Origin of the sequence: Planococcus salinus, from assembly GCF_003719725.1 — a bacterium.
Taxonomy (GTDB): Bacteria; Bacillota; Bacilli; order Bacillales_A; family Planococcaceae; genus Planococcus; species Planococcus salinus.
Window position 1 is genome coordinate 35,431 of record NZ_RIAX01000004.1, and the last position, 24,630, is coordinate 60,060.

Consider the following 24,630-nt stretch of genomic DNA (forward strand, 5'->3'; position numbering starts at 1 on the left):
GCTTGCCGGATTTGCTGTTGCTTAATACCGTTCCGCTTCGTGACCTTTTTTAGAAGCACCCTGCGCTAATTTATTGGCGGCAGGTTTGCCGTAAACTTTTGGTCCGGAATCTTTCATTTCTTTCATCGCTTTCAGCTTTTCTTCCATGTTTTCACGAACACGACGGCCGTAATCTTCGTCGGCCTGTGTAAAGTGATGAATCATTTCTTCCTGGATTTTCGGATCGCACACTGATAATGCATCGCCCAGGTTATTGATCAGCTCATCACGTTCCCAGTCTTCAAAGCTGCGGTAAGTTTCACCTGCTTGTCCGTAATTGTTCGTACGGTCAATCGGCTGAGTGACAACTTTGTCATTGTAGGCCGGTGTATGAGGTGGCGTTTCACTTGAATCCGCTTCTTTATAGCCGCCCAGAACAGAAGGCTCATAGTTAATGGACGGATTTGAAGGGTTCTCATGAGGATTCTTCACATCCATCGCCCCACGCTGCTGGTTGGTAGCCACCCGTTTTTTCGGTGCATTGACCGGCAGTTTCAAGTAGTTGGCACCTACACGGTAACGTTGCGTATCAGAATACGAGAACGTACGGCCTTGCAACATTTTATCGTCAGAGAAATCGAGACCGTCAACAAGGACTCCGGTTCCGAATGCCGCCTGCTCAATCTCAGCATGGTGATCGACCGGGTTGCGGTTCAGCACCATTTTCCCTACCGGCAGGAACGGGAACTTATCCTGTGGCCATAGTTTTGTATCATCCAATGGATCAAAATCCAGTTCCGGATGCTCATCATCGCTCATAATCTGGACGAATAACTCCCATTCCGGATAATCGCCGTTTTCGATTGCTTCATAAAGGTCTTGTGTTGCATGTCCGACGTTTTCCGCCTGGATTTCGCTGGCTTCTTTTTGCGTCAAATTGCGGATGCCCTGTTTCGGCTCCCAGTGATACTTAACAAGTACAGCTTCGCCTTTATCATTTACCCATTTGTAGGTATTTACACCTGACCCCTGCATATGACGGTAAGTTGCTGGAATTCCCCATGGAGAAAACAGGAACGTAATCATATGGGTCGCTTCCGGTGACCGCGCAACAAAATCAAACATCCGTTGTGGATCTGGAATATTAGATGCCGGATCCGTTTTAAAAGCATGGATCATATCCGGGAATTTCATCGCATCACGGATAAAGAAGATTTTGAGGTTGTTCCCAACCAGGTCCCAGTTGCCGTCTTCCGTATACATCTTCACAGCAAAACCGCGCGGGTCGCGGTCTGTTTCCGGAGAGTGACGGGATCCTGCAACTGTTGAAAAGCGGACCATCAATGGCGTTTGCTTGCCTTCTCCTGAAAATACTTTTGCGCGAGTGTATTTTTCCACCGGCTCATCGCCAACTTTGCCGTAAGTTTCGAAATAGCCGAACGCACCGGTACCCCGTGCGTGGACAATCCGTTCAGGAATTTCTTCACGGTCAAAATGAGAGATTTTTTCAATGAAATGATAGTTTTCAAGAGTCGCTGGACCACGATTGCCAACGGTTCTGATATTCTGGTTATCTCTTACCGGATGGCCTTGACGGGTCGTCAGTGATTCTTCGTTTTCTCCCGTACCCATTTTCCGGTTTTGCTCTTCTTTATTTTCCTTCATAAATATCCTCCTTTTCTATTCTATATCACCTTATAATTTTCCCGTTTGCCATGCTTCTAAACCTTTTTCGGTAAAAAAATCATTTTTTCATCGAAGATGGACAAAGTTGACGCAGTGTGAAAAAATTAAAGGATGAAAACGCATCAGAAAGCAGGGCTTGGAATGAGTATAGAGTTAAAAGAAAAAAAGAAACTGGACTCCCTGAAAGTATTTTTCAAAGTGATGTCCGCCTACATACTGGCATTTTTTTTCAGACATAGAGAAAGCAAAAAAATCGTCCTGGTAGGGGGCAACCTGGGCGAAAAATACGAAGACAATGCATCAGTCTTCCACTCTTACTTAGTCAATAATCACAGTGACAAAGTAACCGCTTACTGGATGTATGATCCGGTTAAGTCCTTTAAGAGTGACCGAAATATCCCCAATGCCGTCCCACTTGGCAGCTTTAAAAATTACTTGTTGTTTTTCAACGCGGATTATACTTTCCACGGCCATTCGCTGATGTATGACATTGCCCCTTCTGTTGACAAGTTTCTATTCTTGAACCGAAAGACCATCATCACCCATGTCAGTCACGGGATAGAAGGGTTCAAAAAAATTCTGATCCAGAAAGAAGATGTCCCGTTGTTGAGACGCACCAATTATTTCAACTGCGCTTCTGTTTATGAGCGGAATTTGAAACGGGATGAGTGGAAAATCCCTGAAGACAAATTGATCATCACCGGCTTTCCCCGTTTTGACCGGTTTCCGACTAACCAGCCGGCTCCTGAAGTAAAAAAGATTCTGATGATGATGACATGGCGGGAATGGCTCTTTGACATGACGGAAGAGGAATTCCTTGAAAGTGATTATTTCCAGAGTACGGTCGGTTTGATCGCCCACGAAGGCATCCGCCAGCTGATTGCCGATAATGGTTTAAAAATGAGAATCGTGCTGCACCCGTTCATGAGGAGATTCGAGCAGCATTTTACCGGTCTGGATCATCCGGAAAACGGTATAGAATTCATGGATTTCAATAAAATGACCATCGACCGGGCCATTGTTGAACATGACATGCTGCTGACAGACATCACAAGCGTGTCCTGGGATTTCCTTTACTTGAATAAACCGATCATTTTCCATATGTTCGATAAGGAAGAGTATATAGCCAGACGAGGCACTTACTTAAGCCTTGACACGGATTTATACGGCTATAAAGCAAACTCCATCGATGAAGTGTACGGCTTCCTTCAGAAAATCGTGGAACAAGGCATCAATACGAACGAATGGTACCCAAAAGCTCCCGACTATATCGATTACTATGACCAGCGCAACTGTGAACGGCTGGCCAATAGAGTCATGGGAATCTAAGCGGAAAAGAGAAGCCATCCGATCGGAAAGCAAAAAGCGCACCGAAATTTCTTTCGGTGCGCTTTTTTATATCATCACTTCCAGTTCCACCGGACAATGATCAGATCCCCAAACGTCTGTATGAATTTTGGCGCCCGACAGTTTCGGAACAAGCCTTTGAGATGCAATGAAATAGTCGATGCGCCACCCAATGTTTCTGTTGCGGCAATCCGAACGGTATGACCACCAGGAATAAGCTCCCGCTTTGTCGGGATGGAAATAACGGAAAGTATCAACAAAGCCGCTGTCCAGAAAATGCGACATTTTCTCCCGCTCTTCCGGCGTAAAGCCCGAATTCTTTTTGTTGGCTTTCGGATTCCTCAAATCGATTTCCTGATGGGCGACATTCAGATCCCCACATAGAATGACCGGTTTTTCTGCATCCAGACCTTTTAAATAAATCAGGAGATCGTCTTCCCATTGAAGGCGATAAGCCAAACGCAACAAACCATGCTGAGAATTGGGCGTGTAGGCAGTTACAACAAAATAATCCTCAAATCCCAAGGTGATAAGTCTGCCTTCTCTGTCATGCCTCGCTATTCCCAATCCATAACGTACGGACAGGGCTGGTTGCCTGCTGAAAATGGCCGTACCGGAATAGCCTTTTTTCTCGGCATAATTCCAATATGTATGATAACCCGGAAGATCCAAATCGAGTTGCCCTTCCTGGAGCTTGATTTCCTGAAGACAAAATACATCTGCATTCACTTTGTCAAAAAACCCCATAAAACCTTTTTTCATTACAGCCCGAAGGCCGTTGACGTTCCATGATACAAATTTCAAAGCTGCACCTTCTTTCTTTGTCACCTCCCCAATTTTAATGGAAATGGAAATAGGCTTCAAACCTGCAACCTTCTTCCGTTTTGACCCGTCTGTTTAATAAAAACCTCCGTAAAGCAAACCTTCTTATAATTTTTCAGTAAATTTTTTGAAATATTAATTCTTTCCGTCTTTCTTCTTGTACAATGGACGTAACTGCTGATAAGGGGATAAGCCATATGAAAAAGTTCACGAAAGAAGAGAAAAGTTGGGCGTTTTATGATTGGGGAAATTCCGCTTACTCGATTATTATTACGACGGCCGTGTTTCCGCTGTACTACAAAGCAGCCGCAACCGATGCCGGTGTCAGCTTATCCGATTCCACCGCTTACCTTGGCTACACCATCGCTGTCTTCACCTTTATCCTGGCGATGCTCGGTCCGATTTTGGGAACCATCGCTGACTATGAAGGCATGAAAAAGAAGTTCTTCACCGCTTTCTTCCTGCTGGGCACTTTGTCCACGGCAATGCTGGCATTCGTGCCAAGCGACAATTGGCTGCTGTTACTGATCTGCTATATTTTTGCGGCGCTCGGTGCAACCGGTGCCAACTTGTTCTATGATGCCTTTATCGTAGATGTCACGGAGGAAAAACGGATGAACACCGTATCCGCATTTGGTTATGGACTCGGTTATATCGGATCGACCATCCCTTTCATCATTTCCATCGTCATTATTTTATTGGCGCAAAATGGGACGATTCCATTGTCCACAGTCAATGCCAGCCGTGCGGCCTTTCTGATTACCGCCGTTTGGTGGATCAGCTTTTCGATCCCCATGTTCCGCCATGTCCGCCAGCGCTATTACATTGAACGTGAAGCGAATCCTGTAGCTCAGAGCTTTAAACGGATTGGCAAGACCTTGAGTGAAATCCGGCAATACCGGGCCATCGTCTTGTTTCTGGTGGCGTACTTCTTTTACATTGATGGTGTCGGAACGATTATTTCCATGTCAACTGCATACGGAACGGACCTCGGCCTCTCGTCGACCAGCTTGTTGATCGTGCTGTTTGTGACGCAAGTAGTAGCCGCTCCTTTCGCTTTGCTGTATGGTCGACTGGCTGAGCGCTTTACCGGCAAAAAGATGTTGTATGTGGGAATTTGCATTTACATTATCGTCTGTATTTATGCCATGTTCATGGAGACCATTTCGGATTTCTGGGTACTCGCCATGCTCGTCGCCTCCAGTCAAGGCGGCATCCAAGCGCTTAGCCGTTCTTATTTCGGGAAACTGGTGCCGAAAGAAAATTCCAACGAGTTTTTCGGATTTTACAATATTTTCGGCAAATTCGCTGCCATTATGGGACCATTGCTTGTCGCCCTTACCTCACAAATCACCGGAAACTCGAGCTTCGGGGTGTTCAGCCTTGTTATCTTATTTATCATCGGCCTTATTGTCCTGTCCCGCGTACCGGAACCAAAGCCACATGCACCTGTTGATGAAATCACTCCACAATGAACAAGGAAAAGCTGCTTCCTGAAGCAATCAGGAAGCAGCTTTTTTAAAGTGACATCTCACGTTATTTGTTTTTATTGTCATCAGAGGTGATGGTTACATCTCCTGTTGAATTCTTTTCAACAGAAGCATCGCCCAGTTCTTCGAGTTGCACACCGCCACCTTGTTTGGCTTCTTTATCAGCTTTCTTTTGCTCTTTTTCTACTTGTTTTTCAGCTTTTTCGTGTTCTTTCTGCGCTTTTTCTTCTGCTTTCGCGTTTTTTTCAATTTCTTTCTCTCGTTTTTTCAGTTCCTTGTCTTCCTTCATTTCTTCACGTTTCGCTTTCGCTTTTTCAGTCATTCCACTGGCTTTCTCCGTTACCCCGCTCGCTTTTTCTTTTACTTGCCCAAGTTTTTCTTTCATTTGGTCCATTTTCCCTGGCCCTTGATCTTGGTTTTCATCTTTTCCTTGGTTTTGCTTCTCTTTCATTTCGGTAATCTTTTCTTTTACTGTTCCCTGCATTTCTTTACCGCTCTTCGGCGTCAACAATAAACCGGCTGCTGCACCGACAATTGCCCCTGTGGCAACTCCCGCTATAAATCCTCCACCGGATTTGCCACTATCCGATTGCGATTTTGGTGCTGCTATTTTGCCGGACCGTACCAGACGCTCCTCCACTTCTTCGATGATTTCCTGCAACGTCCGTCCCTTCGCTTCAACTAAAGGTACGTTCATGTGGAAATCCGCCAAGTCTTCTTTGTCACGGACAACCACGCAATCATAATTCATCGAATTTGTCTTGTCGTCCAGCATTTCCGCTTTGTAGCCTCTTTTTATTAACGCTTGATGTACGGATGTAAATGGTTCTTCTACTGCAATTCTCACCATAATCTGTCCACTCCTTTTTAGAAACGTTTATAGACATTTATTCCCCTAATTGGCCGGAATCTAAACACGGATGTGAAATTAGCAGGAGATTTCGCGCCATCTCCTCCGACTTCAGATTCTTTCGGCCCTGTCTTTACAAAATTCACGCTCTTAGCCAAAAGCAAATGCCGCTCTCCCTTTTGGGAAAGCGGCATGACAGATTCATTGACTGATAAAATCACCTATCGGGAAAGTTACCCTGTCTTCTATTCCGTTTTGATGCGTTTCCCGTCTTTGGGATCGAAGAACTGCGCATGCGACATGTCAAATGCCAATGTCGCATTGGTCCCCGGCGGTATCGAAGCGCTCGCATCGACACGCGCAATAAATTCCTGGCCATCATGGGCAGCGTATAAAATCGTTTCAGCCCCCGTCAATTCGGATACCGTAATCACCGCTTCGAACTCACTTGCCGGAAATCCTGATAAATCTTCGTTGTTCACATGAATATGCTCCGGCCGGATTCCAAGCGTAATCGCCTGTCCATCGAAGCCTTCCTTTTTTAAAACCGCTAACTTCTCCGGCGGGACGGTCAAGGATTTTTCTCCGATAACGAAAGAACCGTTTTCAATGGTTCCTTCAAAAAAGTTCATGGCTGGAGATCCGATAAAACTGCCGACAAATCGATTTTCCGGAAAATCATAAACTTCCTTCGGTGAACCCACCTGCTGGATAAACCCATCTTTCATCACGACAATGCGGCTGGCCATCGTCATGGCTTCTGTCTGGTCATGGGTCACGTAAATCGTTGTGGTCTTCAGGCGGCTATGAAGTTTGGCGATTTCCGCACGCATCTGCACCCGCAGTTTTGCATCCAGGTTGGACAAAGGTTCGTCCATTAAAAAGACTTTCGCATCGCGGACAATGGCACGCCCCAGTGCGACACGCTGGCGTTGCCCCCCGGAAAGCGCTTTGGGCTTACGGTTCAGATATTCCTCAAGACCCAGAATTGCTGCCGCTTCCTGCACTCTTCTTTTGATTTCGGGTTTTTTGAATTTCCGCAACTTTAAACCGAATGCCATGTTCTCATAAACGGTCATATGCGGATAAAGCGCATAGTTTTGAAAGACCATGGCGATATCCCGCTCTTTAGGCTGGACATCATTCATTCGTTTGCCGTCTATGAAAAATTCCCCTTCCGTTATTTCTTCCAATCCTGCAATCATACGCAGGGTCGTGGACTTCCCACAGCCGGAAGGACCGACAAAGACGATGAATTCTTCGTCTTTTATATGTAAATTAAAATCTGAAACGGCAAGAGCACCGTTGTCGTATGTTTTTCCCAGTTGGTTCAGCTTGATCTCTGCCATTTTGTCTCTCCCTACTTCGTTTTTCCTTTAATTATAAAGCGTTTTCTGTAAATTACAAATAACAGGTTGGAAAAGGAGGAGAAGTTGTTATATACTTCTCCTTAGAAGTCATAGAAGTTTTTTGTTTATTCATTTAAAAGGAGGATAGCAGGGCTGCAGGGCAATTTTCAGCTCATAATGTCCTATTACTTCGACTCTCGAAGTTAATTAGACAAAATATTCTAAATAAAAATTATAAGGAGTGAAGAAAATGAAGAATTCATTTAAGGTAATTGTTTTATTTTTATGTTCGATATTGATTCTCAGCGGTTGCGCCGGTTTCCAGACAAGCAACAGCGATGAAGGGAATACCAATGAAGACGGCAAAACCGTCGTCGATTTCTGGTCTTTCTGGGGCTCGGAACTTCGCAGACCCATTATCGATAAAATTGTGGCCGACTTCAATGCCTCACAGGATGAAATTGAAGTCAAACATACCTACAGCCCCTGGGGAGATATCTGGACAAAAGAACTGGCAGCAATCGCTGCAGGCAATCCGCCTGATGTAGTCATCAACGACATCAACGCCACCGCCATCCGCGGCCAGGAAAACCAGGCAATGAATCTCTCGGAATTCTACGATGACAGCTTTTCAGAAAAGTTCTATCCTGAGCTCTGGAACGCGACACTTTACGAAGGTGATTCATATGGTATCCCATTCAATACCGATACACGTGTGCTTTACTATAACAAAGATGCCTTTGAAGAAGTCGGCCTGGATCCGGAAGATCCACCGGAAACATGGGAAGAGCTGGAAGAGTACGCAGCTAAATTGGATGTGAAAAACGGCGAAAGTTACGACCGTCTCGGTTTTTATCCGCTGTGGGGCGTCGGCTATGATGTCTGGCTGCTCAACGCTAACGGCGAAAACTATTTTGGTGCAGACAATAACGTGGATACCGTTAACGTCAACACCGAAACAAACGTGGAAGTGTTGAACTGGCTGAAGTCATGGAGAGACCGGATTGGTGAAGACGTCGTCAATTCCTACCAGGCTCAGATTGACAGCCAGCAAGGAAATCCGTTCTTCAGCGGCGATTTGGCAATGCTTGTTCAGCAGCCTACTTTTTACACACAAATCCGCGACTATGCTGAAGATTTGAACTTCGGTGTGGCGCAACTCCCTGAATACGAGCCGGGCAACGGCCATACCAGCTGGGGCGGCGGGTTCGTAGCTGAAATTCCTGAAGGCTCGAGCGATCCGGAAGCGGCTTGGGCATTTATCGAGTATTTGACAGGACCGGAAGCACAGGAATATTGGGCAGTACAAAACTTTGACAATGTAGCGAACATCGAAGCTGCTGAAGCAGCCGCTCAGTCGGATGAATTTACAGAAGAAGGTCAGATGGTTTACCAGATGGCCGTTGACAGTATGGAAAACACGTTGCTGACACCGGCTCCGGTTGAAGCACCTGGTTTCTATAACTACATCAATCCGAAAGTTGACGAATTCTTCCTTGGTTCTTTGACTGCTGAAGAAGCATTGGCACAGGCGCAAGCGGACGTGGAAGCTTTAATCGAAAGCAATCAATAAAGAATGTCCTCATTTGAGTGAGAGCTTCGTCTCCCGCTCAAGTGAGGGTTATAACCCATCCAGCTTTTACGTTCAGTGAATCACTTGAAAAAGTGGGATTCTGACAATCCATTAAAGCGGGATAAGCGAGGAGGAAGTCCTTTGAGAAAAAAAGGCTGGACCATGAGGCGCAAAGAAGGCATCTACGGCTACATTTTCATCATGCCGTTTATCGTCGGGTTCATCGGATTCACCGCTGGCCCTTTGCTGTTTTCCTTGGCGGGAAGTTTCACAGATTATAATATTACATCACAGATGGAATTCATCGGAGTGGAAAACTACCAATCGCTCATCGTGGAAGATGGTCTTTTTCGGACTTCTTTATGGAATACACTGTATTACGTAGCTCTTTCTGTTCCTTTGACTACACTTGGCGCTATTTTTCTTTCGGCTCTTTTGAATCAGGACGTGCCGGGGATTCGTTATTTTCGCACCTTGTATTACCTGCCGGCCATCCTGTCGGGGGTCGGCGTCTATCTATTGTGGATGCAATTGCTTGAGCCCGGGACCGGAATGGTCAATCTGATCCTGAGTTGGGTCGGCATTGACGGGCCAAACTGGCTTTTTGACCCGGATTGGACGAAACCTTCCCTTATTCTGATGAAATTGTGGAGCGTCGGCGGATCGATGCTCCTTTACCTGGCGAGCATGCAGGGGGTCTCTAAATCCCTCTATGAAGCCGCAGAAATTGACGGAGCAAGCCGTTGGAAGCAGTTCATCCATATCACCATCCCAATGATTACACCCGTTATCTTTTTCGATGTTGTCACCAGTCTTATTGGAGGTTTCCAGATTTTCCAGGAGGCTTACATCATGTCCGGCAACGGTGAAGGCGGCCCTGCCAACTCATTGCTGTTCTATAATTTGTATATGTGGAATCAGGCATTTGAAAGTTTTGACATGGGTTATGCCATGGCGATGTCATGGATTCTGTTTGTCATCGTCTTTATCCTGACAATCATCAACCTGAAGCTCGCTCCCCGCTGGGTGCATTATGAAGGGGAGGAGAAGTAAATGGCCAAAACAGACGATAAAACCGTATATATGGATAAAAGCGAAAAAGCAAAAAGCCTTTCAAAGCCCCGTTATTTTGAACACAGAGGCAACCGGAACAACATGTGGAAAGTATTCAATTTTGTGCTGCTGGCAGCGGGAAGTTTGCTTATTCTGTCGCCTCTTTGGTGGATGTTTGCCACATCATTGAAGACCATGCAGGAAGTCATGGCTTATCCCCCTTCTTTTTTTCCGGAATCCTGGGAATGGGGCAACTACATCAGAACCTGGCAAGTGGCTCCGTTCACGACATACACCATTAATACACTGACCATCACCACTCTGGTGGTTTTTGGAAGTGTGCTGGCCAATTCGTTCATTGCCTACGGATTTGCAAAAATTCCGTTCCGCGGGAAAAACATCTGGTTCGCCATTGTACTTTCCACCATGATGATTCCGGGCTTTGTCACCCTTATCCCGCAATATGTTCTGTTTTCCAAACTCGGGTGGGTCAATACGTACTACCCACTCATTGTTCCGCATTTTTTTGGAAGCGCATTTTACATCTTCCTGCTCCGTCAGTTCTATATGACCATTCCGACTGAACTGATCGAAGCGGCAAAAATAGAAGGCGCCAGCCATTTTTACATTTGGTGGAAAATTGGGTTGCCGCTGACAAAGCCGGCTCTGGCCACCGTCGCCATCTTTTCGTTTAATGGGGCATGGAATGATTTCCTCGGACCGCTCCTTTACTTGAATGACGAGAACCTCTATACCTTGCAGCTTGGATTAGCTGTATTTAAAGGACAATTGAATACACAGTGGAATTACCTGATGGCCGGATCTCTTCTCGTGCTCCTGCCCGTCATTCTCCTGTTCTTCTTTTTCCAGAAATACTTTATCCAAGGCATCAACCTGTCGTCCGGCGGGAAATAGCAAAACTCTGCGAAAAAAGCACTCCTCACTTTCCAGGGAGTGCTTTTTCATTCTGTGAGAAACTTCAGGAAACCACTAAATGAGCTCATTAACATCCTGGAATGAAGCGGAAGGTTGGCAAGCCATTTTAACAAGCAAAAAAGCACTTCCGAAGTTTCCGGAAGTGCTTTTTGTGCTGCTGTTAAACTGTTGCTTTTTTCTTCTCTTTTTTGATTTGCTTGCTCCGCAATTGACCGCAGGCTGCGTCGATGTCCGCGCCGTTTTCGTGACGGACACCGCAGTTGATGCCTTTCTTTTTCAACGCATCATAGAAAGCCATGATCGCTTCCGGCTTGCTTTGCTGGTATTGGTCGTGCTCGTCGACCGAGTTATAAGGGATCAGGTTGACGTAAGACAAATGGCGCTTGTCTTCCAGAAGTTTCGCCAGCTGATTCGCTTCTTCCACATGATCATTGACATCATGCAATAAAATGTACTCAAACGTGATGCGGCGGTTGGTTTTCTCCAAATAATAATCAATCGAAGCCATCAATTTCTCGATTGGATAAGCTTTGTTGATCTTCATGATGCGTGAACGCAATTCGTTGGTCGGCGCATGGATGGAAATCGCCAGGTTGACCTGAAGGCCTTCGTCCGCATAATCATAGATTTTCGGAACAATGCCGCTTGTCGATACAGTAATGTGGCGCGCCCCGATAGCCAATCCTTTTTGTGAATTGACAACGTTCAGGAAGCCCATCAAATTCGTGTAGTTATCAAACGGTTCGCCGATTCCCATGACGACGATATGGCTGACGCGCTCGTCTTTTTGCTGCGCATCAAAATGCTCCTGCACCTTCATAATCTGCTCGACGATTTCACCTGCATTTAAATCACGGCTCTTTTTCAACAGGCCGCTGGCACAGAAACTGCAGCCGATGTTGCAGCCCACCTGTGTTGTGACACAGACAGAATTCCCGTATTTAAAGCGCATCAGAACAGTTTCAATCAAGTTGCCGTCCTGCATCTGGAAAAGGAACTTAATCGTTCCGTCTGCCGACTCCTGCTTTACCGTTTCTTTTAAAGTTTGGATAACAAAGTTCTCTTCCAACAGCTGAATGCATTCTTTGGAGAGATTATTCATCGCGGAAAATTCCGTTACACGCTTAATATATAACCAGTCCCAAACTTGTTCGGCACGGTACTTCTTCTGTCCATTTTCCAAAAACCATTCTTTCAGTTGATCAAGTGTCAATCCGTAAATGGATTTTTTCATTTCAGAACCCTCATTTCAATTTTTCACAATTGCTTATTATAATACTAAAAATAGAGCTTGACAACAACTATTTTTATTTAGACAGAAAACTCTGTGTTCAACCTTTGCTTATAAACGTTTTTTTCGGGGTAAAGCTTGGTAGATAGGAGGAGATACAATGGCCGAAATTACACATGTCGGATTAGCTGTACCCGACCTCGATCAAGCCATTTCCTGGTACGGAAAAGTATTCGGGTTTTACGTGCTGGCTGGCCCTTTCGATTTTGACGCAGCAGCAGAAGACCAATCCGATATGACGCAGGATTTACAGGGACACGAAATCAAAAAAATGCGGAATGTACATTTAATGTCTTCCGGAGGTGTCGGCATTGAACTTTTCGAATTCCAGTCACCTTTGTTCGATGAACCGCCTGCCAAGCACAATGGATTCTTCCATATATGTCTCATTGTAGAAGATCTTGTCGAAGCGATTGAACGCGTCGTGCTGCATGGCGGCAAGCAGAAAAGTAAGATTTGGAACGTCTCAGCTGGAAAGCCGCATTATCTCGTTTATACAGAAGATCCATTCGGCAATATCATCGAGCTCTACACCCGCAGTACTTCAGAAATGTATGCCAACAAATAAAGGGTTATGCATGATTGAAAAATTTTATGCGCGTTCAGTGGAGTTAATGCACGTTCAATAAAATCCAGTGAAAAATCCGCACTTTCTCCCGAAGTCTGCACAAAAAAAGCGGCTGATCCACAATGGTCAGCCGCTTTGTTGTTGTTATACGAATTGCTCTTCTTTTTGGAGCATCGTGCCGTTTTTCGCCAAGTTAATGTGCCATGACAACGCTTTTTCCAGAATATGAGGAGTTTGGCCTCCACGAGTCAAAGCTTCTTCGTAATAAGCGCGCAATTGCGGACGATACGATGGATGTGCACAGTTTTCAATGATCACTTCCACACGTTCACGCGGCGCAAGCCCGCGCAGATCTGCATACCCTTGCTCCGTCACGACAACGTCCACATCATGTTCTGTGTGATCGATATGAGAAGCAAATGGAACGATGCTTGAAATGTTGCCGCCTTTGGCGATTGACTTCGTTACAAAAATCGCCAGACGTGCATTGCGTGCAAAGTCACCTGAACCTCCGATGCCGTTCATCATTTTTGTGCCGGATACGTGAGTCGAGTTGACATTGCCGTAAATATCGAATTCCAAAGCCGTATTAATGGAAATCAAGCCGAGACGGCGAATAAGTTCCGGATGATTGGAAATTTCCTGCGGACGCATCACGATTTTGTTTTTGTAATTCTCAAATTCACCAAAAACCTGTTCCATTTTCGGTTCCGACAAGGTAATCGAGCAGCATGAAGCGAAATCCACTTTTCCGGCATCGATCAAGTCGAATACTGCATCCTGCAGCACTTCCGAATACACTTCCAGGTTTTCAAACTCAGAGTCGATCATGCCGTGCAGTACAGCGTTTGCGACGGAACCGATTCCGGATTGCAATGGAGCCAGTGTTTCATCCAGACGGCCGGCACGAATTTCCGAACGGAAAAACTCCAATAAATGATCGGCCATGATTTTTGTTTCTTCATCAGGCGGTACGATATTCGATGGAGAATCTTGTTGTTCTGTGAAAACAATTCCTCTGATTTTTTCCATGTCGACTGGAATGCCGGCAGAACCGATGCGGTCATCCACTTTTGTCAATGGTATCGGTGAGCGTTCACCTTGCTTGCCTGTATCGTAAATGTCATGGATGCCTTCAAACAGTTCCGGCTGTGCTGTATTGATTTCTACAATGATGTTTCTGGCATGTTTTGCAAAAACTGCGGAGTTGCCGACAGAAGTGGTTGGAATAATCATACCGTCTTCCGTAATGGCAAGTGCCTCTACTATGGCAAAGTCAATCGGCTCGATTACATTTGCTCTGATCCATTCAGCTGTGTGGGATAGATGATGGTCGACAAACAGCATGTCGCCTTCGTTGATTTTGCTGCGCATAGCCGGGTCTGCCTGGAACGGCAGGCGTTTCCCCACAATTCCCGCTTCAGCGAACAATTTGTCAATATCGGACCCCAATGAAGCTCCTGTAAAAACGTTCACTTTGAAACTTTCATTTTTCGATCGCTCTACAAGCGCTAAAGGAACCGCTTTCACGTCCCCCGCCCGAGTAAATCCACTTAAACCAAGAGTCATTCCATCGGCAATCCAAGAAGCAGCTTCAGCAGGTGTTACAACACGTTCCTGTAGTTCTGTCGCTCTGATCCGTTGTATATTCTTTTCCATATCAATCACTCTCTTTCGATAATATTTATGATAAGCACATTTTAAGAAGCAATCGTATTAAAGCGTTTTCATACACCATGGGAGAAAAGTGATTACTCTTTTTTTAATAATTATTAGATAATTTTATCTTATCTTTCACCGAATTTGAGTGTAGAGGATTGAAAAAGATGTTAATTGACCAAAGCAGAAAATTCCATGTCTGAAACAGCATTTTTTATCACCGTCATTACCGCCGCTGTCTCCGCTTTTCCATTGTCCAGCTCCGGTGCCCAGTCTCTCGAGGTCGCTTCGATCTTGGCTGCGATGGCAAAAACGCCATCACTGCCAAGACCTCCAGCGCTTGTCGAGACTCCACGGGCACCTCCGCTTTTCTATTGTCCAGCTCCGGTGCCCAGTCTCTCGAGGTCGCTTCGATCTTGGCTGCGATGGCAAAAAACGCCATCACTGCCAAGACCTCCAGCGCTTGTCGAGACTCCACGGGCACCTCCGCTTTTCTATTGTCCAGCTCCAATGGCCAGGCTCTCGGGTCATAAGCCACCCCCCTGTGCGGCTGAAAACATGCCGCTTCGGGGGGTTGGCTTATGCCCGTCGAGCCTACACGGCCATTTCCGCTTTTCTTAGAACCCCAGCAGTTTCCGGAAGTAGCTGGAGTAGGATTGGCTGACGGGGATTTGCTCGCCGTTATTCATCTTTAAGACGAACGTGGAGTGGGTGTCTGGGTGAATTTCTTCTATATGATGGACATTGACGATGAATGCCCGGTGACAGCGTATAAAAGTATCTCTTGGCAGCAGGTATTCAAATTCCTGCAGCGAGTTTTTATTGGTTCCCGAAAAGCCTTCAGCATGCACGTGCGTTTTACGATCTTTCACTTCCAGGTACTTGACTTCCGCAAAAGGGATGGGAATCCAGCCGTCCGGACTTTTGACGGTGACCACCGACTTCCCTTCCGTAAAAGTTGGGTAAATGGCCATCACGCAGCCTGCAAGCCGTCCGTCCCGTTCGAACGGCACCGCCATGCCGTGATACGGCACACCGAAAATATTGCGATCGATGAATTCAGAAACTTTTTGTCTGGACTGAAGTGCCTTATGGGCAATCGTTCCGGCTTTCACCGGATCACCGGCCTTGATTTTCAAATCCACCCGCTTACTGGAACGGTAATAAATATATTCTTCTGTATTTGAAACCGCTATGGATATCTCATCTGAAAACAACTCTCCAATGACATCCAACAGCGAACCATGTTCGAATTTCTCCATCATAAACCTCCTGTAACTTCCACAATTCTATCATGAAACAACCGTCTGCTAAATGACGGACTGGTGTCATTTCTCTTCTCAGTTCCATACACGGGCTAACCTTTCACATTGCTGTAACAAATTAATATCACTGTTTTTCATCTCAATTTTCAATTTTTTATCATCAAAAAGAAATTCTTATATAACAAAATATCTTGAAACTAGCAGAAATCCTTCTGTGAAGCCTCTTCAAAAATAATTAGAAAATTCCTTTTATAAGATAATATTTTGTTATATTTTTGTAATGTTTATTTGAGTTTATTCCATTGACTTTAACCGATAGCTATCATACTATGGGGAAGTTGTCAAAAAGACTTGTGATTTCACGATAATTAAATAGATGATTTTCTTGGCAAAAAAATTGATTTTCCCTGTCCATTCCGACACGTTATCGTCAAGACATCAAGAATTTATTATAAATATTTTGCACTACTACTATAATTTTATTAGAAATGGGGATATTTTTTAATGTCTGCAAACCAACGCAAAAAAATGGCCATCCTAATGGTCAATATGTTTATAGCCATCGCCAGTTTTGGAATTGTCGTCCCGATCCTTCCCGCTTACCTTGTGTCAATCGGCCAGGGCGGGACAGCAGCCGGCCTTATGATTGCCATCTTCGCCGGTGCACAACTTCTATTTTCTCCAATGGGAGGAAAATGGGCAGACAAATACGGTCCCCGAAAAGTCATCATTATTGGCTTAGGGCTGCTGACCGCTTCCATGTTGATGTTCTTTTCTTCTGATTCGATTTGGATTATTTATGCTTCCCGCATCGTTGGCGGAATCGGGGACGCCTTTTTGATTCCCGGTGTCTTCACTTATGTAGCCGGTATTACTACAGCTTCCCAACGCGCCAAAGGAACCGGCCTGGTAACAGCTGCCATGTCTCTTGGACTCGTTATCGGACCTGGGTTTGGTGGTTTCCTGGCTGACATCAGTTTGAAACTGCCGTTTTTAGCGGCTGCCATCGTCACATTTATCGCCATGACTTTTTCATTTATCATGTTGAAAGAAATTGAAGTAACGGAAGAAAGCAAAAAGCAAGCAGAGGAATTCGCGAAGGATGAGTCCATGTTCGAACAAATTGGACGTTCTGTTAAAATGCCTTATTTTATTCCGCTTGTCATCATCTTTATCATGAGTTTCGGACTTGTTGCTTATGAATCGGTGATCGGCATGTATTTAACGACTGAATACGGCTCGACTTCCGGCGACATCGCCATGATGATTACAGCGACGGGAATTGTCAGCGTCACGGTGCAGTTCTTTATCGTCGACCGCCTTGTCCGCCGCTTTGGTGAAATCGCTGTTCTCATTACGTTCCTCGGCGTTGCAACAACAGGATTTCTGCTTGCGCAAATGGCCGGAAGCTATGCCACATTCTTCGGTGTCTCCCTGGTGATTTTCCTGGCAATGGCTATTCTGCGCCCGGTGCTTAACGTGCTGGTGTCCAAAATGGCCGATGGTCAAGTCGGCTTTGCCATGGGCATGGCTACAGCTTATATGAGCCTCGGAAATGTTCTCGGACCGATTTCCGCCGGTTTGCTGTTTGACGTCAACATCAATTATCCATTCATTTTAGGTCTCGGACTGTTAGTGGCCACATTGTCAATTGCTGTGGCATGGCGCCGTACGAACACAGCCAAAACACTGGAAACTGAATATGCACACGACGCAAATGAAGCTGAAACCCTCGCTTAGGGTTTCAGTTTTTTGTATAAGCTCTATGTCTTCCTCAATGAGACAAACTGATTGACAAGAAGTGGAAGCTAAAATAATATAAGTAAGCTGAGAAAAAATTACCCTCCCACTATATAGAAGAAAAGAGGCTGCCTTATGACTGCAGACCAGAAAAAAAAGATTTATATTCTCATGATCAACATGTTCATTGCCATCGGAAGCTTCGGTATTGTCATTCCGATTCTTCCTTCTTATTTGGAATCCATTAACCAGGGCGGGATGGCGGCAGGATTGATGATTGCTATTTTCGCAGCGGCGCAATTTCTGTTTTCTCCCATCGCCGGTAAATGGGCGGACCAATACGGCCGACGCAAAATGATTATTTATGGATTATTGGGATTGACCGCTTCGATGTTTGTCTTTTATGTTTCCGACGCGATTTCGATATTGTACATATCGCGCGTCATCGGCGGAATCGGTGCAGCGATGCTGATTCCGGCTATTTTCGCCTATATTGCGGATATCACGACACCCGATCAGCGGGCAAAAGGAACAAGCCTTGTATCCGCCGCCATGTCTCTCGGCATTGTAGTCGGACCAGGAATCGGCGGATTTCTGGCGGATTACGGCCTCAAGCTGCCATTCCTTGTTTCCGCATTGGTGTCATTAGCCGCCGTTCTGTTTTCCGTCGCCCTATTGAAGGAGAGCGACGCAAAAGATGCAAATCCCGTCTTGGCGGCCACTTTGCCTGATGATGAGTCGATGATAGTGAAGATCGCCCGTTCCACGAAGATGCCGTATTTCGTTCCACTGATCATCACGCTGGTCATGAGCTTTGGTTTACTGGCCTATGAATCGGTTGTCGGTTTATATCTCGACAACCAGTTCAGTTCAAGCGCCAAAGACATTGCATTTATGATCACTGCTACCGGCATTGTCAGTGTCATCGTTCAATTGTTCATCGTTGACCGCATCGTTCGACGCTACGGCGAGATTGCGGTGCTGATCACATTTTTAGGAGTGGCAGCGCTTGGGTTTATGCTGTCGCTGTTCGCCGGAAGCTACGGCATGTTCTTTGCCGTATCACTGGTCATTTTCCTGGCAACTTCCATCCTGCGGCCTGTACTCAATACCTTGATCTCCAAAATGGCTGAAGGCGAAGTGGGATTTGCCATGGGCATGAACAACGCTTACATGAGCATCGGCAACGTCATCGGACCTTTGCTGGCCGGTGTGTTGTACGACGTGAACATCGTTTACCCATTCATTCTTGGATTGGCTATGCTGCTGGTCACGTTGTTCATCACTGTGGCATGGCAACGTTCCCGCACCGCCAAGTCAACTGCTCTTGTCTGATGTCGCACAATAAACCGGCCTCCGTTTTCGGGGGCCGGTTTTTCTTTCAAAAAAGCACTCCCGTTTTTACTGACAAGGCGCTGAACTTTACGTTTGCTTTGTATAAGTTGTATAATAATTATACATTCTCTATGTCAAATGAAAGAAGTGAAGGTCCTGCCATGTACAATATAAAAGCTGCCGCTAAAGTGCTGGATATGCCGAAAGTGACGATCCGCTCATGGGAAACCAGATACGGTGCCATCACGCCTGCCCGGTCGGAATCGGGTCATCGCCTGTATTCTGATCAGAACCTGGAAGATTTAAAATGGTTGAAAATACAAGTACAGGAAAAAGGTATGAAAATCAGCGAAGCTGTCAAACAACTGCACGCCTCACGAAAACAATTTCATCCGGCCGATGAAAACATCGACACCGATCCGGAACAAAAATATGACAAGCAAATCAGAGAGCTCTATACAGCAGCGGTGGATATGGATACCGAACGGTTCAATTATTTTCTTGATTTGAACTTTTCTTTATTTCACCACCGCATCGTATTTTTCTCTATACTTGTTCCGTTGATGATACGGATTGGGGATGCGTGGGAAAATGGGCAGATCAGCGTTGCACATGAACACATGATCAGCCACATCATTCAGCAGCGCTTTGCCCATTTTTTCCGCATCTTTCCGGTTTCCCCCCGGCTGCCAAAAGTCATGGCGCTTTGCCCGAGCGGCGAACACCATCAGCTGGGGCTTCTGCTGTTCACCTTGTTTTTGCGTGAAAACGGCTTTCCGGTCATCTATATTGGAGCAGATACACCGCTTGAAGGAATCAGTGAAATGGTCAACAAACAAGACATCGAACTGGTTTGTATATCCATCGCCCATCCGTCATTGCGCCCAACCATTGAGGAGTACGTAAATGACCTGTCCAACGCTTCTCCCGGACTGCAGTTTGTAGTAGGCGGTGCAGGAGCCGAAAAAATGGAAGCGGGTCAAAACACCCGATTGATGGGCTCTGACTACAATGACTGGAAAAAGTGGCTGACGGAAGAATTGTTATGAAAAGAACGGAAATGGCTGCTATATAAAAGGGCGCGGAAATTGGAATCCCAATTTCCGCGCCCTTTTTTAAACCGGACAGCAGCCAAACCAAATCTTTCATTAAATAATGGATCAACAAAATTTCATAAGAAGCTGATTGGGATTTCACAGCGAGTTATATCCTCTGCAGCATCCCCTTTGGAACATAAGCTAAAAAAAAGACCTGCCTATTTTGGCAAGTCTAAATCCTGGTAAGCCGATTGGTAAGGCCCATTGTCTGTCACTTCTGAGTGGTAAAGGGCTTTCAACGCAAAATTCTTTTCAAGCTCCATTTCTTTCATCAATGCGTTCAAACGCTTTTTCAACTCCGGATTTTCTTTGACGAGCTGCTCCATTTTCGTTTTCGTATACTTCACCGTGCGGCAACTCCTTTCCGTTCTTATATGCTTGCCTTCATTATACCACCTATCGCACTTTCAAAGGAAACGAACCGGGACATGGCTTTTTCCTTTCCTCCAAAAAACGCACCTGCATGAGCAAGTGCGTTTACTGATAGGTCTTTTATCAACCGATGACATGAAACACGAAATTCACCAGGAACAACGAGGCGATCACGTATAAAGTCACCGACACCTCACGCCATTTCCCGACGGCGATTTTTAAAATCGGGTACAGGATAAAGCCGATCGCGATACCGTCTGCGATGCTGTACGTAAAAGGGATCAGCGCGATGATCAACAGTGCAGGAAAACTTTCACTCATGTCCTGTAAATCAAGGTTGCGGATATTCTGCAGCATCAAACTGCCGATGATGATCAAAATCGGCGCGATGGCACTGTCTGGAATCAGTTTGATCAACGGAATGAAAAACGCCGATAACCCAAACAGCAGACCGGCTGTAACCGCCGGCAAGCCGGTCCGCCCGCCAGCCACCATACCCGATGTGCTTTCCACACTGGCTACCGTCGGGCTCGTCCCGAATACACCAGACGCCATCGCAGCAATTGACGTGGCCTGGAATGCGCGTCCGTATCGTTCGGGACGGCCGATGAAAGCCATTTGCCCATGGACGAGGCCGATGTTTTCAAACACCAGCACCATTGTCAGGGAAAACACAGCGACCCAGAACGTCATCGACACCAGGCTGCCAAAAGACATGGCGCCAAAGACGCCGAACGCTTCAGACGCTGTCAGCGACCCGCCATCCGTCTGGTTGAAGTCGATCAAGCCGAACAGCGACGCAATCAGCGTGCCCACCGCAATCGTGATAAGGAAATTCCCCGGAACGTTGCGGATGAACAAAACGATGGCTACCAGAAATGTCAGTACGGTTGCCAGCACCTGCGCCTCGCCGAGTGATCCAAGTGCCAAAATCGCACTCGCCCCTTTCTCGACAATGCCCCCTTTTTCAAGTCCCACCAGCATCAGGAACAGCCCTAAGCCTACTGTAATCGCTTCTTTCAAGGAATGCGGAACAGCTGCACTGATGATACCGGAAAACCGTGTAAAAGCGACGGCGACAAAAATGACGCCCGAGACGAAAACGACCGCCAGTGCCTCCTGCCATGACAAGCCCAGCGACTGCACAAGGGTATAGGAAAACAATGCGTTAATGCCCATTCCGGGAATGAGCAAAATCGGCACATTGCCCCAAAAACCCATGAGCAAACAACCAAAGACAGAAGCCCCGATTGTCGCTACAATCGCAGCTTCAACTGGCATACCCGATTCCGACAAAATCAGGGAATTGACCACGACGATGTAAACGACCGTAAAAAAACCGATCATTCCCGCCGTCACTTCCCGTTTCATAGTCGTTTCATTTTGCTGAAGACCGAAAAATCGATCAATCCAATTAAACATCATGATAACCTTCTATTAAATTAGCCCTCTCCCAACCCGCTCTTCCCAATTAATAGGTGAGCCAATATAGGAGTGTATGCCAAAACGAAAAAGCTGTCAAGGAGACAGTCTTTGTGGGCGGATGCGGTTGAAGTTTGGGTGAACGCGCATACGGTGCTGTTGAACGCGCATAAAATTTTTTAAGCGCGCAAAAGCGCCGGCGAGCGCGCATTTATTTTCCTGAACGCTCATAAATCAAAATAAGCGTGCATATCCTTGACAAACGGCAAAGAACAGCTAGTTTTTTCAAAAAGCACGCTCTTCTCATTTCAAAATGGTATAATCTTCTTAATTTAAGAGAAAGAGGTGTTTACTTATCAAAGAAAAGCTGAGTTTGCTTTCGGAAACGGAAGCGCTGGAGAGATTGCTTATGCGGCTTCCCGTCAATCATTCGCACCGAAAATTTCTTGAAACGGAGCTTTACCGGAGAGCGGCTGGCGCAAGAGGAGAAAAGCGATTGAAAGATCGGTTTAAAGAATTCCAACTGGAAGAAGAGTACCACATACTATGGAATCTCAGTTTACGCCTGGGTGAATGGAAAGTTCAAATGGACGGTTTACTGCTGACAGGAAAATGTGCCGTCATCCTGGAATCCAAAAACATTAGCGGAAAAATCCAATTCGACGAAAAAACAGATGAATTCTCACGGGAAAACCTGAATGGCGAGAAAACAATAATGGAAGATCCAACGGTCCAATTAAAGAAACACATCCGATTTTTAACCACATGGTTTAAGTCGAAGAAAATCGACCTGCCTGTAACCGGACTCGTAATATTTACAGCGAAACAATGTGAATTTCTCTCCAAACCGCCTGGCGCCCATATTTGCAAGACTTATCAAATGCCTGATTACCTGCTACAGATAGTGGAGTCCGCCCCCCTCAACTCTGAGCACCCCCAACTTTCCAAAATCAAAAGAACGCTTCAAACCAACCAAACTCCTTTTAAAAGAATCCCATTATGCAGTCAATATCATATTCAAACCGAAGACCTAACAACCGGCATTTTTTGCACGAATTGCAACCACCATCTGATGCAACGACATAAAAGAGCGTGGATTTGCAGGCAATGCAGCCATCGTGACAACCTGGCCCATAAGTTGGCGATCCAAGAATATTTCACATTAATCGATACACATTTGACCAATCTGGAATTCCGGAAATTCTGCGGCATTACTTCCCGTTCAGTAGCCACCAGGCTATTGACTCAACAAGACTTGCTAACGACAGGAGAATTTAAAGGCCGTGTATACCAATTAAAGAAGAAAAATTAAAGTTTTAAGTGTGTGGGGGAGGATGAAATTAGCTGAACGTGCAAAGAGTGCTGTTGAACGCACATAAAAATTTTTAAGCGTGCATAAGCGTCCGACGAACGTGCGTATATTTTTTTAAGCGTGCATATCTTCCCCCGAACGCGCATATCCGCCAAACAAGCAAACCTCCTCAAAAGAAAAAGCCCTGTGCGGAGAGATTTCCTCCACACAAGGCTTTCGATTCTTTACATAAACATGCCTGCAATCGATGCACTCAATAATGACGCCAGCATCCCGGCTGCGATCGCCTTGATACCGAGGCGGGCAATATCCGGCCGGCGGTTTGGTGCAAGTGAACCGAGACCACCGAGTAAGATCGCCAATGAACTGAAGTTCGCGAAGCCGCACAAAGCAAAACTGACAACCATTACCGTTTTTGGTGACAGATCCGCAATTTCAGGCGCAAATGCTGCATACGCGACGAATTCATTCAACACCAGTTTTTGTCCGATGAAACTGCCGGCCTGGACAGCTTCTGCCCAAGGCACACCAATGGCCCAGGCAAGCGGCGCAAAGACAAATCCCAGAATCGCTTGGATGGTCAAGTCTTCAGCACCGAACCAGCCGCCGATGCCGCCAAGCATGCCGTTCAACAGCGCGATCAATGCGATAAACGCCAACAGCATCGCTCCGACATTCAAAGCCAGCTGCAAGCCGTCTCCGGCACCACGAGCCGCTGCGTCGATAACATTTGTCGACGCTTTGTCTTTTTCCATAACGAAGTCTTTTTCTTCCACTTCTTCGGTTTCCGGCAGAATGATTTTAGCCATGATCAAACCAGCGGGAGCCGCCATGAAGCTTGCGGCCAATAAGTATTCCAAAGGTATGCCGAGAAGCGCATAACCAGCGAGTGTAGAACCGGCAACAGACGCCAGCCCCCCCGTCATGACCGCGAATAATTCAGAACGCGTCATCGTCTTCAGAAACGGTCGAACGACAAGCGGTGCTTCCGTCTGTCCGACGAAAATATTCGCCGCAGCCGATACTGATTCCGCTTTACTTGTGCCAAGAATTTTCGATAAAGCTCCACCGAGAAGTTTGATGACCCATTGCATGATTCCCAAATAATACAGCACGGAAATCAAAGAAGAAAAGAAAATGATGATCGGCAACACCTGGAAAGCGAACACGGAGCCGAAGTTGTCCACGTCAGCTGCCGGACCGAACAGGAACGCAATCCCTTCTCCTGCATAATCAATGACATTCTGCACAAGGCCTGTCAGCCTCAACAACATCGCTCTTCCGAATTCCCATTCCAATACAATAAATGCAAATGTAATCTGAATCGCCAAGCCACCCAATACAGTTCGTAACTTAATCGACTTTTTCGCATTCGACAACAAAAAAGCGATGCTCAACACAACAAATATACCGAATATGCCCCACAATAAATTCACTTCTTCACCTCATCTGATAAAAATTTATGCCGCTTCCGCAGGCAGTTC

General features: G+C 46.0%; 20 protein-coding genes. 10 read left to right on the top strand and 10 right to left on the bottom strand.

Going from position 1 to position 24,630, the window contains the following annotated elements:
• Nucleotides 1–21: 21 nt before the first annotated feature.
• Complete coding sequence (locus EEX84_RS06890; RefSeq protein WP_192892929.1) at nt 22–1,644, bottom strand: catalase; 1,623 nt, start codon at nt 1,642–1,644, stop codon at nt 22–24.
• 162 nt (nt 1,645–1,806) lie between these two features.
• On the opposite strand from EEX84_RS06890, the gene EEX84_RS06895 reads away from it, so the two are divergent.
• The gene (locus EEX84_RS06895; protein ID WP_123165143.1) at nt 1,807–2,994 is read left to right on the top strand and encodes a CDP-glycerol glycerophosphotransferase family protein; all 1,188 of its coding nucleotides are present in this window, start codon (nt 1,807–1,809) and stop codon (nt 2,992–2,994) included.
• Nucleotides 2,995–3,060: 66 nt separating this feature from the next.
• Here EEX84_RS06895 and EEX84_RS06900 read toward each other — a convergent pair whose 3' ends face one another.
• Nucleotides 3,061–3,816: an exodeoxyribonuclease III gene (locus EEX84_RS06900; RefSeq protein WP_123165144.1), complete on the bottom strand. Its 756-nt coding sequence runs from the start codon at nt 3,814–3,816 to the stop codon at nt 3,061–3,063.
• A 215-nt stretch (nt 3,817–4,031) separates the two neighbouring features.
• On the opposite strand from EEX84_RS06900, the gene EEX84_RS06905 reads away from it, so the two are divergent.
• Complete coding sequence (locus tag EEX84_RS06905) at nt 4,032–5,309, top strand: MFS transporter (RefSeq protein WP_123164888.1); 1,278 nt, start codon at nt 4,032–4,034, stop codon at nt 5,307–5,309.
• Between the two features lie 61 nt (nt 5,310–5,370).
• Here the strand turns inward: EEX84_RS06905 and EEX84_RS06910 are convergent, their stop codons facing one another.
• Nucleotides 5,371–6,174: a YkuS family protein gene (locus EEX84_RS06910; RefSeq protein ID WP_123164889.1), complete on the bottom strand. Its 804-nt coding sequence runs from the start codon at nt 6,172–6,174 to the stop codon at nt 5,371–5,373.
• 245 nt (nt 6,175–6,419) lie between these two features.
• Nucleotides 6,420–7,523 carry an ABC transporter ATP-binding protein gene (locus EEX84_RS06915; protein ID WP_123164890.1) on the bottom strand — a complete coding sequence of 368 codons (1,104 nt, stop codon included), beginning with the start codon at nt 7,521–7,523 and terminating at the stop codon, nt 6,420–6,422.
• 250 nt (nt 7,524–7,773) lie between these two features.
• Here EEX84_RS06915 and EEX84_RS06920 point away from each other — a divergent pair, with 250 nt between their 5' ends.
• The 3 genes from EEX84_RS06920 to EEX84_RS06930 all read left to right on the top strand — a co-directional run bounded on the left by EEX84_RS06920 (nt 7,774) and on the right by EEX84_RS06930 (nt 11,064).
• Nucleotides 7,774–9,096, top strand: coding sequence for an ABC transporter substrate-binding protein (locus EEX84_RS06920; protein WP_123164891.1), 1,323 nt, complete (start codon nt 7,774–7,776; stop codon nt 9,094–9,096).
• A gap of 141 nt (nt 9,097–9,237) precedes the next feature.
• Entirely contained in the window at nt 9,238–10,149 is a 912-nt protein-coding gene (locus EEX84_RS06925) for a carbohydrate ABC transporter permease (RefSeq protein WP_240033933.1), read from the top strand.
• On the top strand, nt 10,150–11,064 hold the full coding sequence (locus tag EEX84_RS06930; protein WP_338048375.1) for a carbohydrate ABC transporter permease: 915 nt from the start codon (nt 10,150–10,152) through the stop codon (nt 11,062–11,064).
• A gap of 181 nt (nt 11,065–11,245) precedes the next feature.
• Here EEX84_RS06930 and rlmN read toward each other — a convergent pair whose 3' ends face one another.
• Complete coding sequence (gene rlmN, locus EEX84_RS06935) at nt 11,246–12,319, bottom strand: dual-specificity RNA methyltransferase RlmN (protein ID WP_123164892.1); 1,074 nt, start codon at nt 12,317–12,319, stop codon at nt 11,246–11,248.
• 157 nt (nt 12,320–12,476) lie between these two features.
• On the opposite strand from rlmN, the gene EEX84_RS06940 reads away from it, so the two are divergent.
• A complete protein-coding gene (locus EEX84_RS06940) occupies nt 12,477–12,944 on the top strand; it encodes a VOC family protein (protein ID WP_123164893.1) in 468 nt (155 codons plus the stop codon).
• 144 nt (nt 12,945–13,088) lie between these two features.
• Here EEX84_RS06940 and EEX84_RS06945 read toward each other — a convergent pair whose 3' ends face one another.
• Nucleotides 13,089–14,603 (bottom strand): acetyl-CoA hydrolase/transferase family protein, encoded by a 1,515-nt coding sequence (locus EEX84_RS06945; RefSeq protein WP_123164894.1) that lies wholly within the window; start codon nt 14,601–14,603, stop codon nt 13,089–13,091.
• A 617-nt stretch (nt 14,604–15,220) separates the two neighbouring features.
• A complete protein-coding gene (locus tag EEX84_RS06955; protein WP_123164896.1) occupies nt 15,221–15,865 on the bottom strand; it encodes a LytTR family DNA-binding domain-containing protein in 645 nt (214 codons plus the stop codon).
• Between the two features lie 507 nt (nt 15,866–16,372).
• On the opposite strand from EEX84_RS06955, the gene EEX84_RS06960 reads away from it, so the two are divergent.
• The 3 genes from EEX84_RS06960 to EEX84_RS06970 all read left to right on the top strand — a co-directional run bounded on the left by EEX84_RS06960 (nt 16,373) and on the right by EEX84_RS06970 (nt 19,992).
• Nucleotides 16,373–17,608 carry an MFS transporter gene (locus EEX84_RS06960; RefSeq protein ID WP_123164897.1) on the top strand — a complete coding sequence of 412 codons (1,236 nt, stop codon included), beginning with the start codon at nt 16,373–16,375 and terminating at the stop codon, nt 17,606–17,608.
• Nucleotides 17,609–17,743: 135 nt separating this feature from the next.
• On the top strand, nt 17,744–18,943 hold the full coding sequence (locus EEX84_RS06965; protein ID WP_123164898.1) for an MFS transporter: 1,200 nt from the start codon (nt 17,744–17,746) through the stop codon (nt 18,941–18,943).
• Nucleotides 18,944–19,104: 161 nt separating this feature from the next.
• Entirely contained in the window at nt 19,105–19,992 is an 888-nt protein-coding gene (locus tag EEX84_RS06970) for a MerR family transcriptional regulator (RefSeq protein WP_123164899.1), read from the top strand.
• A gap of 206 nt (nt 19,993–20,198) precedes the next feature.
• Here EEX84_RS06970 and EEX84_RS06975 read toward each other — a convergent pair whose 3' ends face one another.
• Both EEX84_RS06975 and EEX84_RS06980 read right to left on the bottom strand, forming a co-directional pair.
• Entirely contained in the window at nt 20,199–20,387 is a 189-nt protein-coding gene (locus EEX84_RS06975; protein ID WP_123164900.1) for a hypothetical protein, read from the bottom strand.
• Nucleotides 20,388–20,535: 148 nt separating this feature from the next.
• Nucleotides 20,536–21,834 (bottom strand): NCS2 family permease, encoded by a 1,299-nt coding sequence (locus tag EEX84_RS06980; RefSeq protein ID WP_123164901.1) that lies wholly within the window; start codon nt 21,832–21,834, stop codon nt 20,536–20,538.
• A gap of 409 nt (nt 21,835–22,243) precedes the next feature.
• Between EEX84_RS06980 and EEX84_RS06985 the strand changes: the two genes are divergently transcribed.
• Nucleotides 22,244–23,146: a nuclease-related domain-containing protein gene (locus EEX84_RS06985; protein WP_123164902.1), complete on the top strand. Its 903-nt coding sequence runs from the start codon at nt 22,244–22,246 to the stop codon at nt 23,144–23,146.
• 224 nt (nt 23,147–23,370) lie between these two features.
• Here EEX84_RS06985 and EEX84_RS06990 read toward each other — a convergent pair whose 3' ends face one another.
• A complete protein-coding gene (locus EEX84_RS06990; protein WP_123164903.1) occupies nt 23,371–24,582 on the bottom strand; it encodes a NupC/NupG family nucleoside CNT transporter in 1,212 nt (403 codons plus the stop codon).
• Nucleotides 24,583–24,630 lie beyond the last annotated feature (48 nt).

Excerpts from the sequence above, each read along its gene's own strand:
- EEX84_RS06890 (WP_192892929.1), bottom strand. The coding sequence starts at position 1,644 with ATGAAGGAAAATAAAGAAGAGCAAAACCGGAAAATGGGTACGGGAGAA.
- EEX84_RS06895 (WP_123165143.1), top strand. The coding sequence starts at position 1,807 with ATGAGTATAGAGTTAAAAGAAAAAAAGAAACTGGACTCCCTGAAAGTA.
- EEX84_RS06905 (WP_123164888.1), top strand. The coding sequence starts at position 4,032 with ATGAAAAAGTTCACGAAAGAAGAGAAAAGTTGGGCGTTTTATGATTGG.
- EEX84_RS06910 (WP_123164889.1), bottom strand. The coding sequence starts at position 6,174 with ATGGTGAGAATTGCAGTAGAAGAACCATTTACATCCGTACATCAAGCG.
- EEX84_RS06915 (WP_123164890.1), bottom strand. The coding sequence starts at position 7,523 with ATGGCAGAGATCAAGCTGAACCAACTGGGAAAAACATACGACAACGGT.
- EEX84_RS06920 (WP_123164891.1), top strand. The coding sequence starts at position 7,774 with ATGAAGAATTCATTTAAGGTAATTGTTTTATTTTTATGTTCGATATTG.
- EEX84_RS06930 (WP_338048375.1), top strand. The coding sequence starts at position 10,150 with ATGGCCAAAACAGACGATAAAACCGTATATATGGATAAAAGCGAAAAA.
- rlmN (WP_123164892.1), bottom strand. The coding sequence starts at position 12,319 with ATGAAAAAATCCATTTACGGATTGACACTTGATCAACTGAAAGAATGG.
- EEX84_RS06940 (WP_123164893.1), top strand. The coding sequence starts at position 12,477 with ATGGCCGAAATTACACATGTCGGATTAGCTGTACCCGACCTCGATCAA.
- EEX84_RS06945 (WP_123164894.1), bottom strand. The coding sequence starts at position 14,603 with ATGGAAAAGAATATACAACGGATCAGAGCGACAGAACTACAGGAACGT.
- EEX84_RS06955 (WP_123164896.1), bottom strand. The coding sequence starts at position 15,865 with ATGGAGAAATTCGAACATGGTTCGCTGTTGGATGTCATTGGAGAGTTG.
- EEX84_RS06960 (WP_123164897.1), top strand. The coding sequence starts at position 16,373 with ATGTCTGCAAACCAACGCAAAAAAATGGCCATCCTAATGGTCAATATG.
- EEX84_RS06965 (WP_123164898.1), top strand. The coding sequence starts at position 17,744 with ATGACTGCAGACCAGAAAAAAAAGATTTATATTCTCATGATCAACATG.
- EEX84_RS06970 (WP_123164899.1), top strand. The coding sequence starts at position 19,105 with ATGTACAATATAAAAGCTGCCGCTAAAGTGCTGGATATGCCGAAAGTG.
- EEX84_RS06980 (WP_123164901.1), bottom strand. The coding sequence starts at position 21,834 with ATGTTTAATTGGATTGATCGATTTTTCGGTCTTCAGCAAAATGAAACG.
- EEX84_RS06985 (WP_123164902.1), top strand. The coding sequence starts at position 22,244 with ATGCGGCTTCCCGTCAATCATTCGCACCGAAAATTTCTTGAAACGGAG.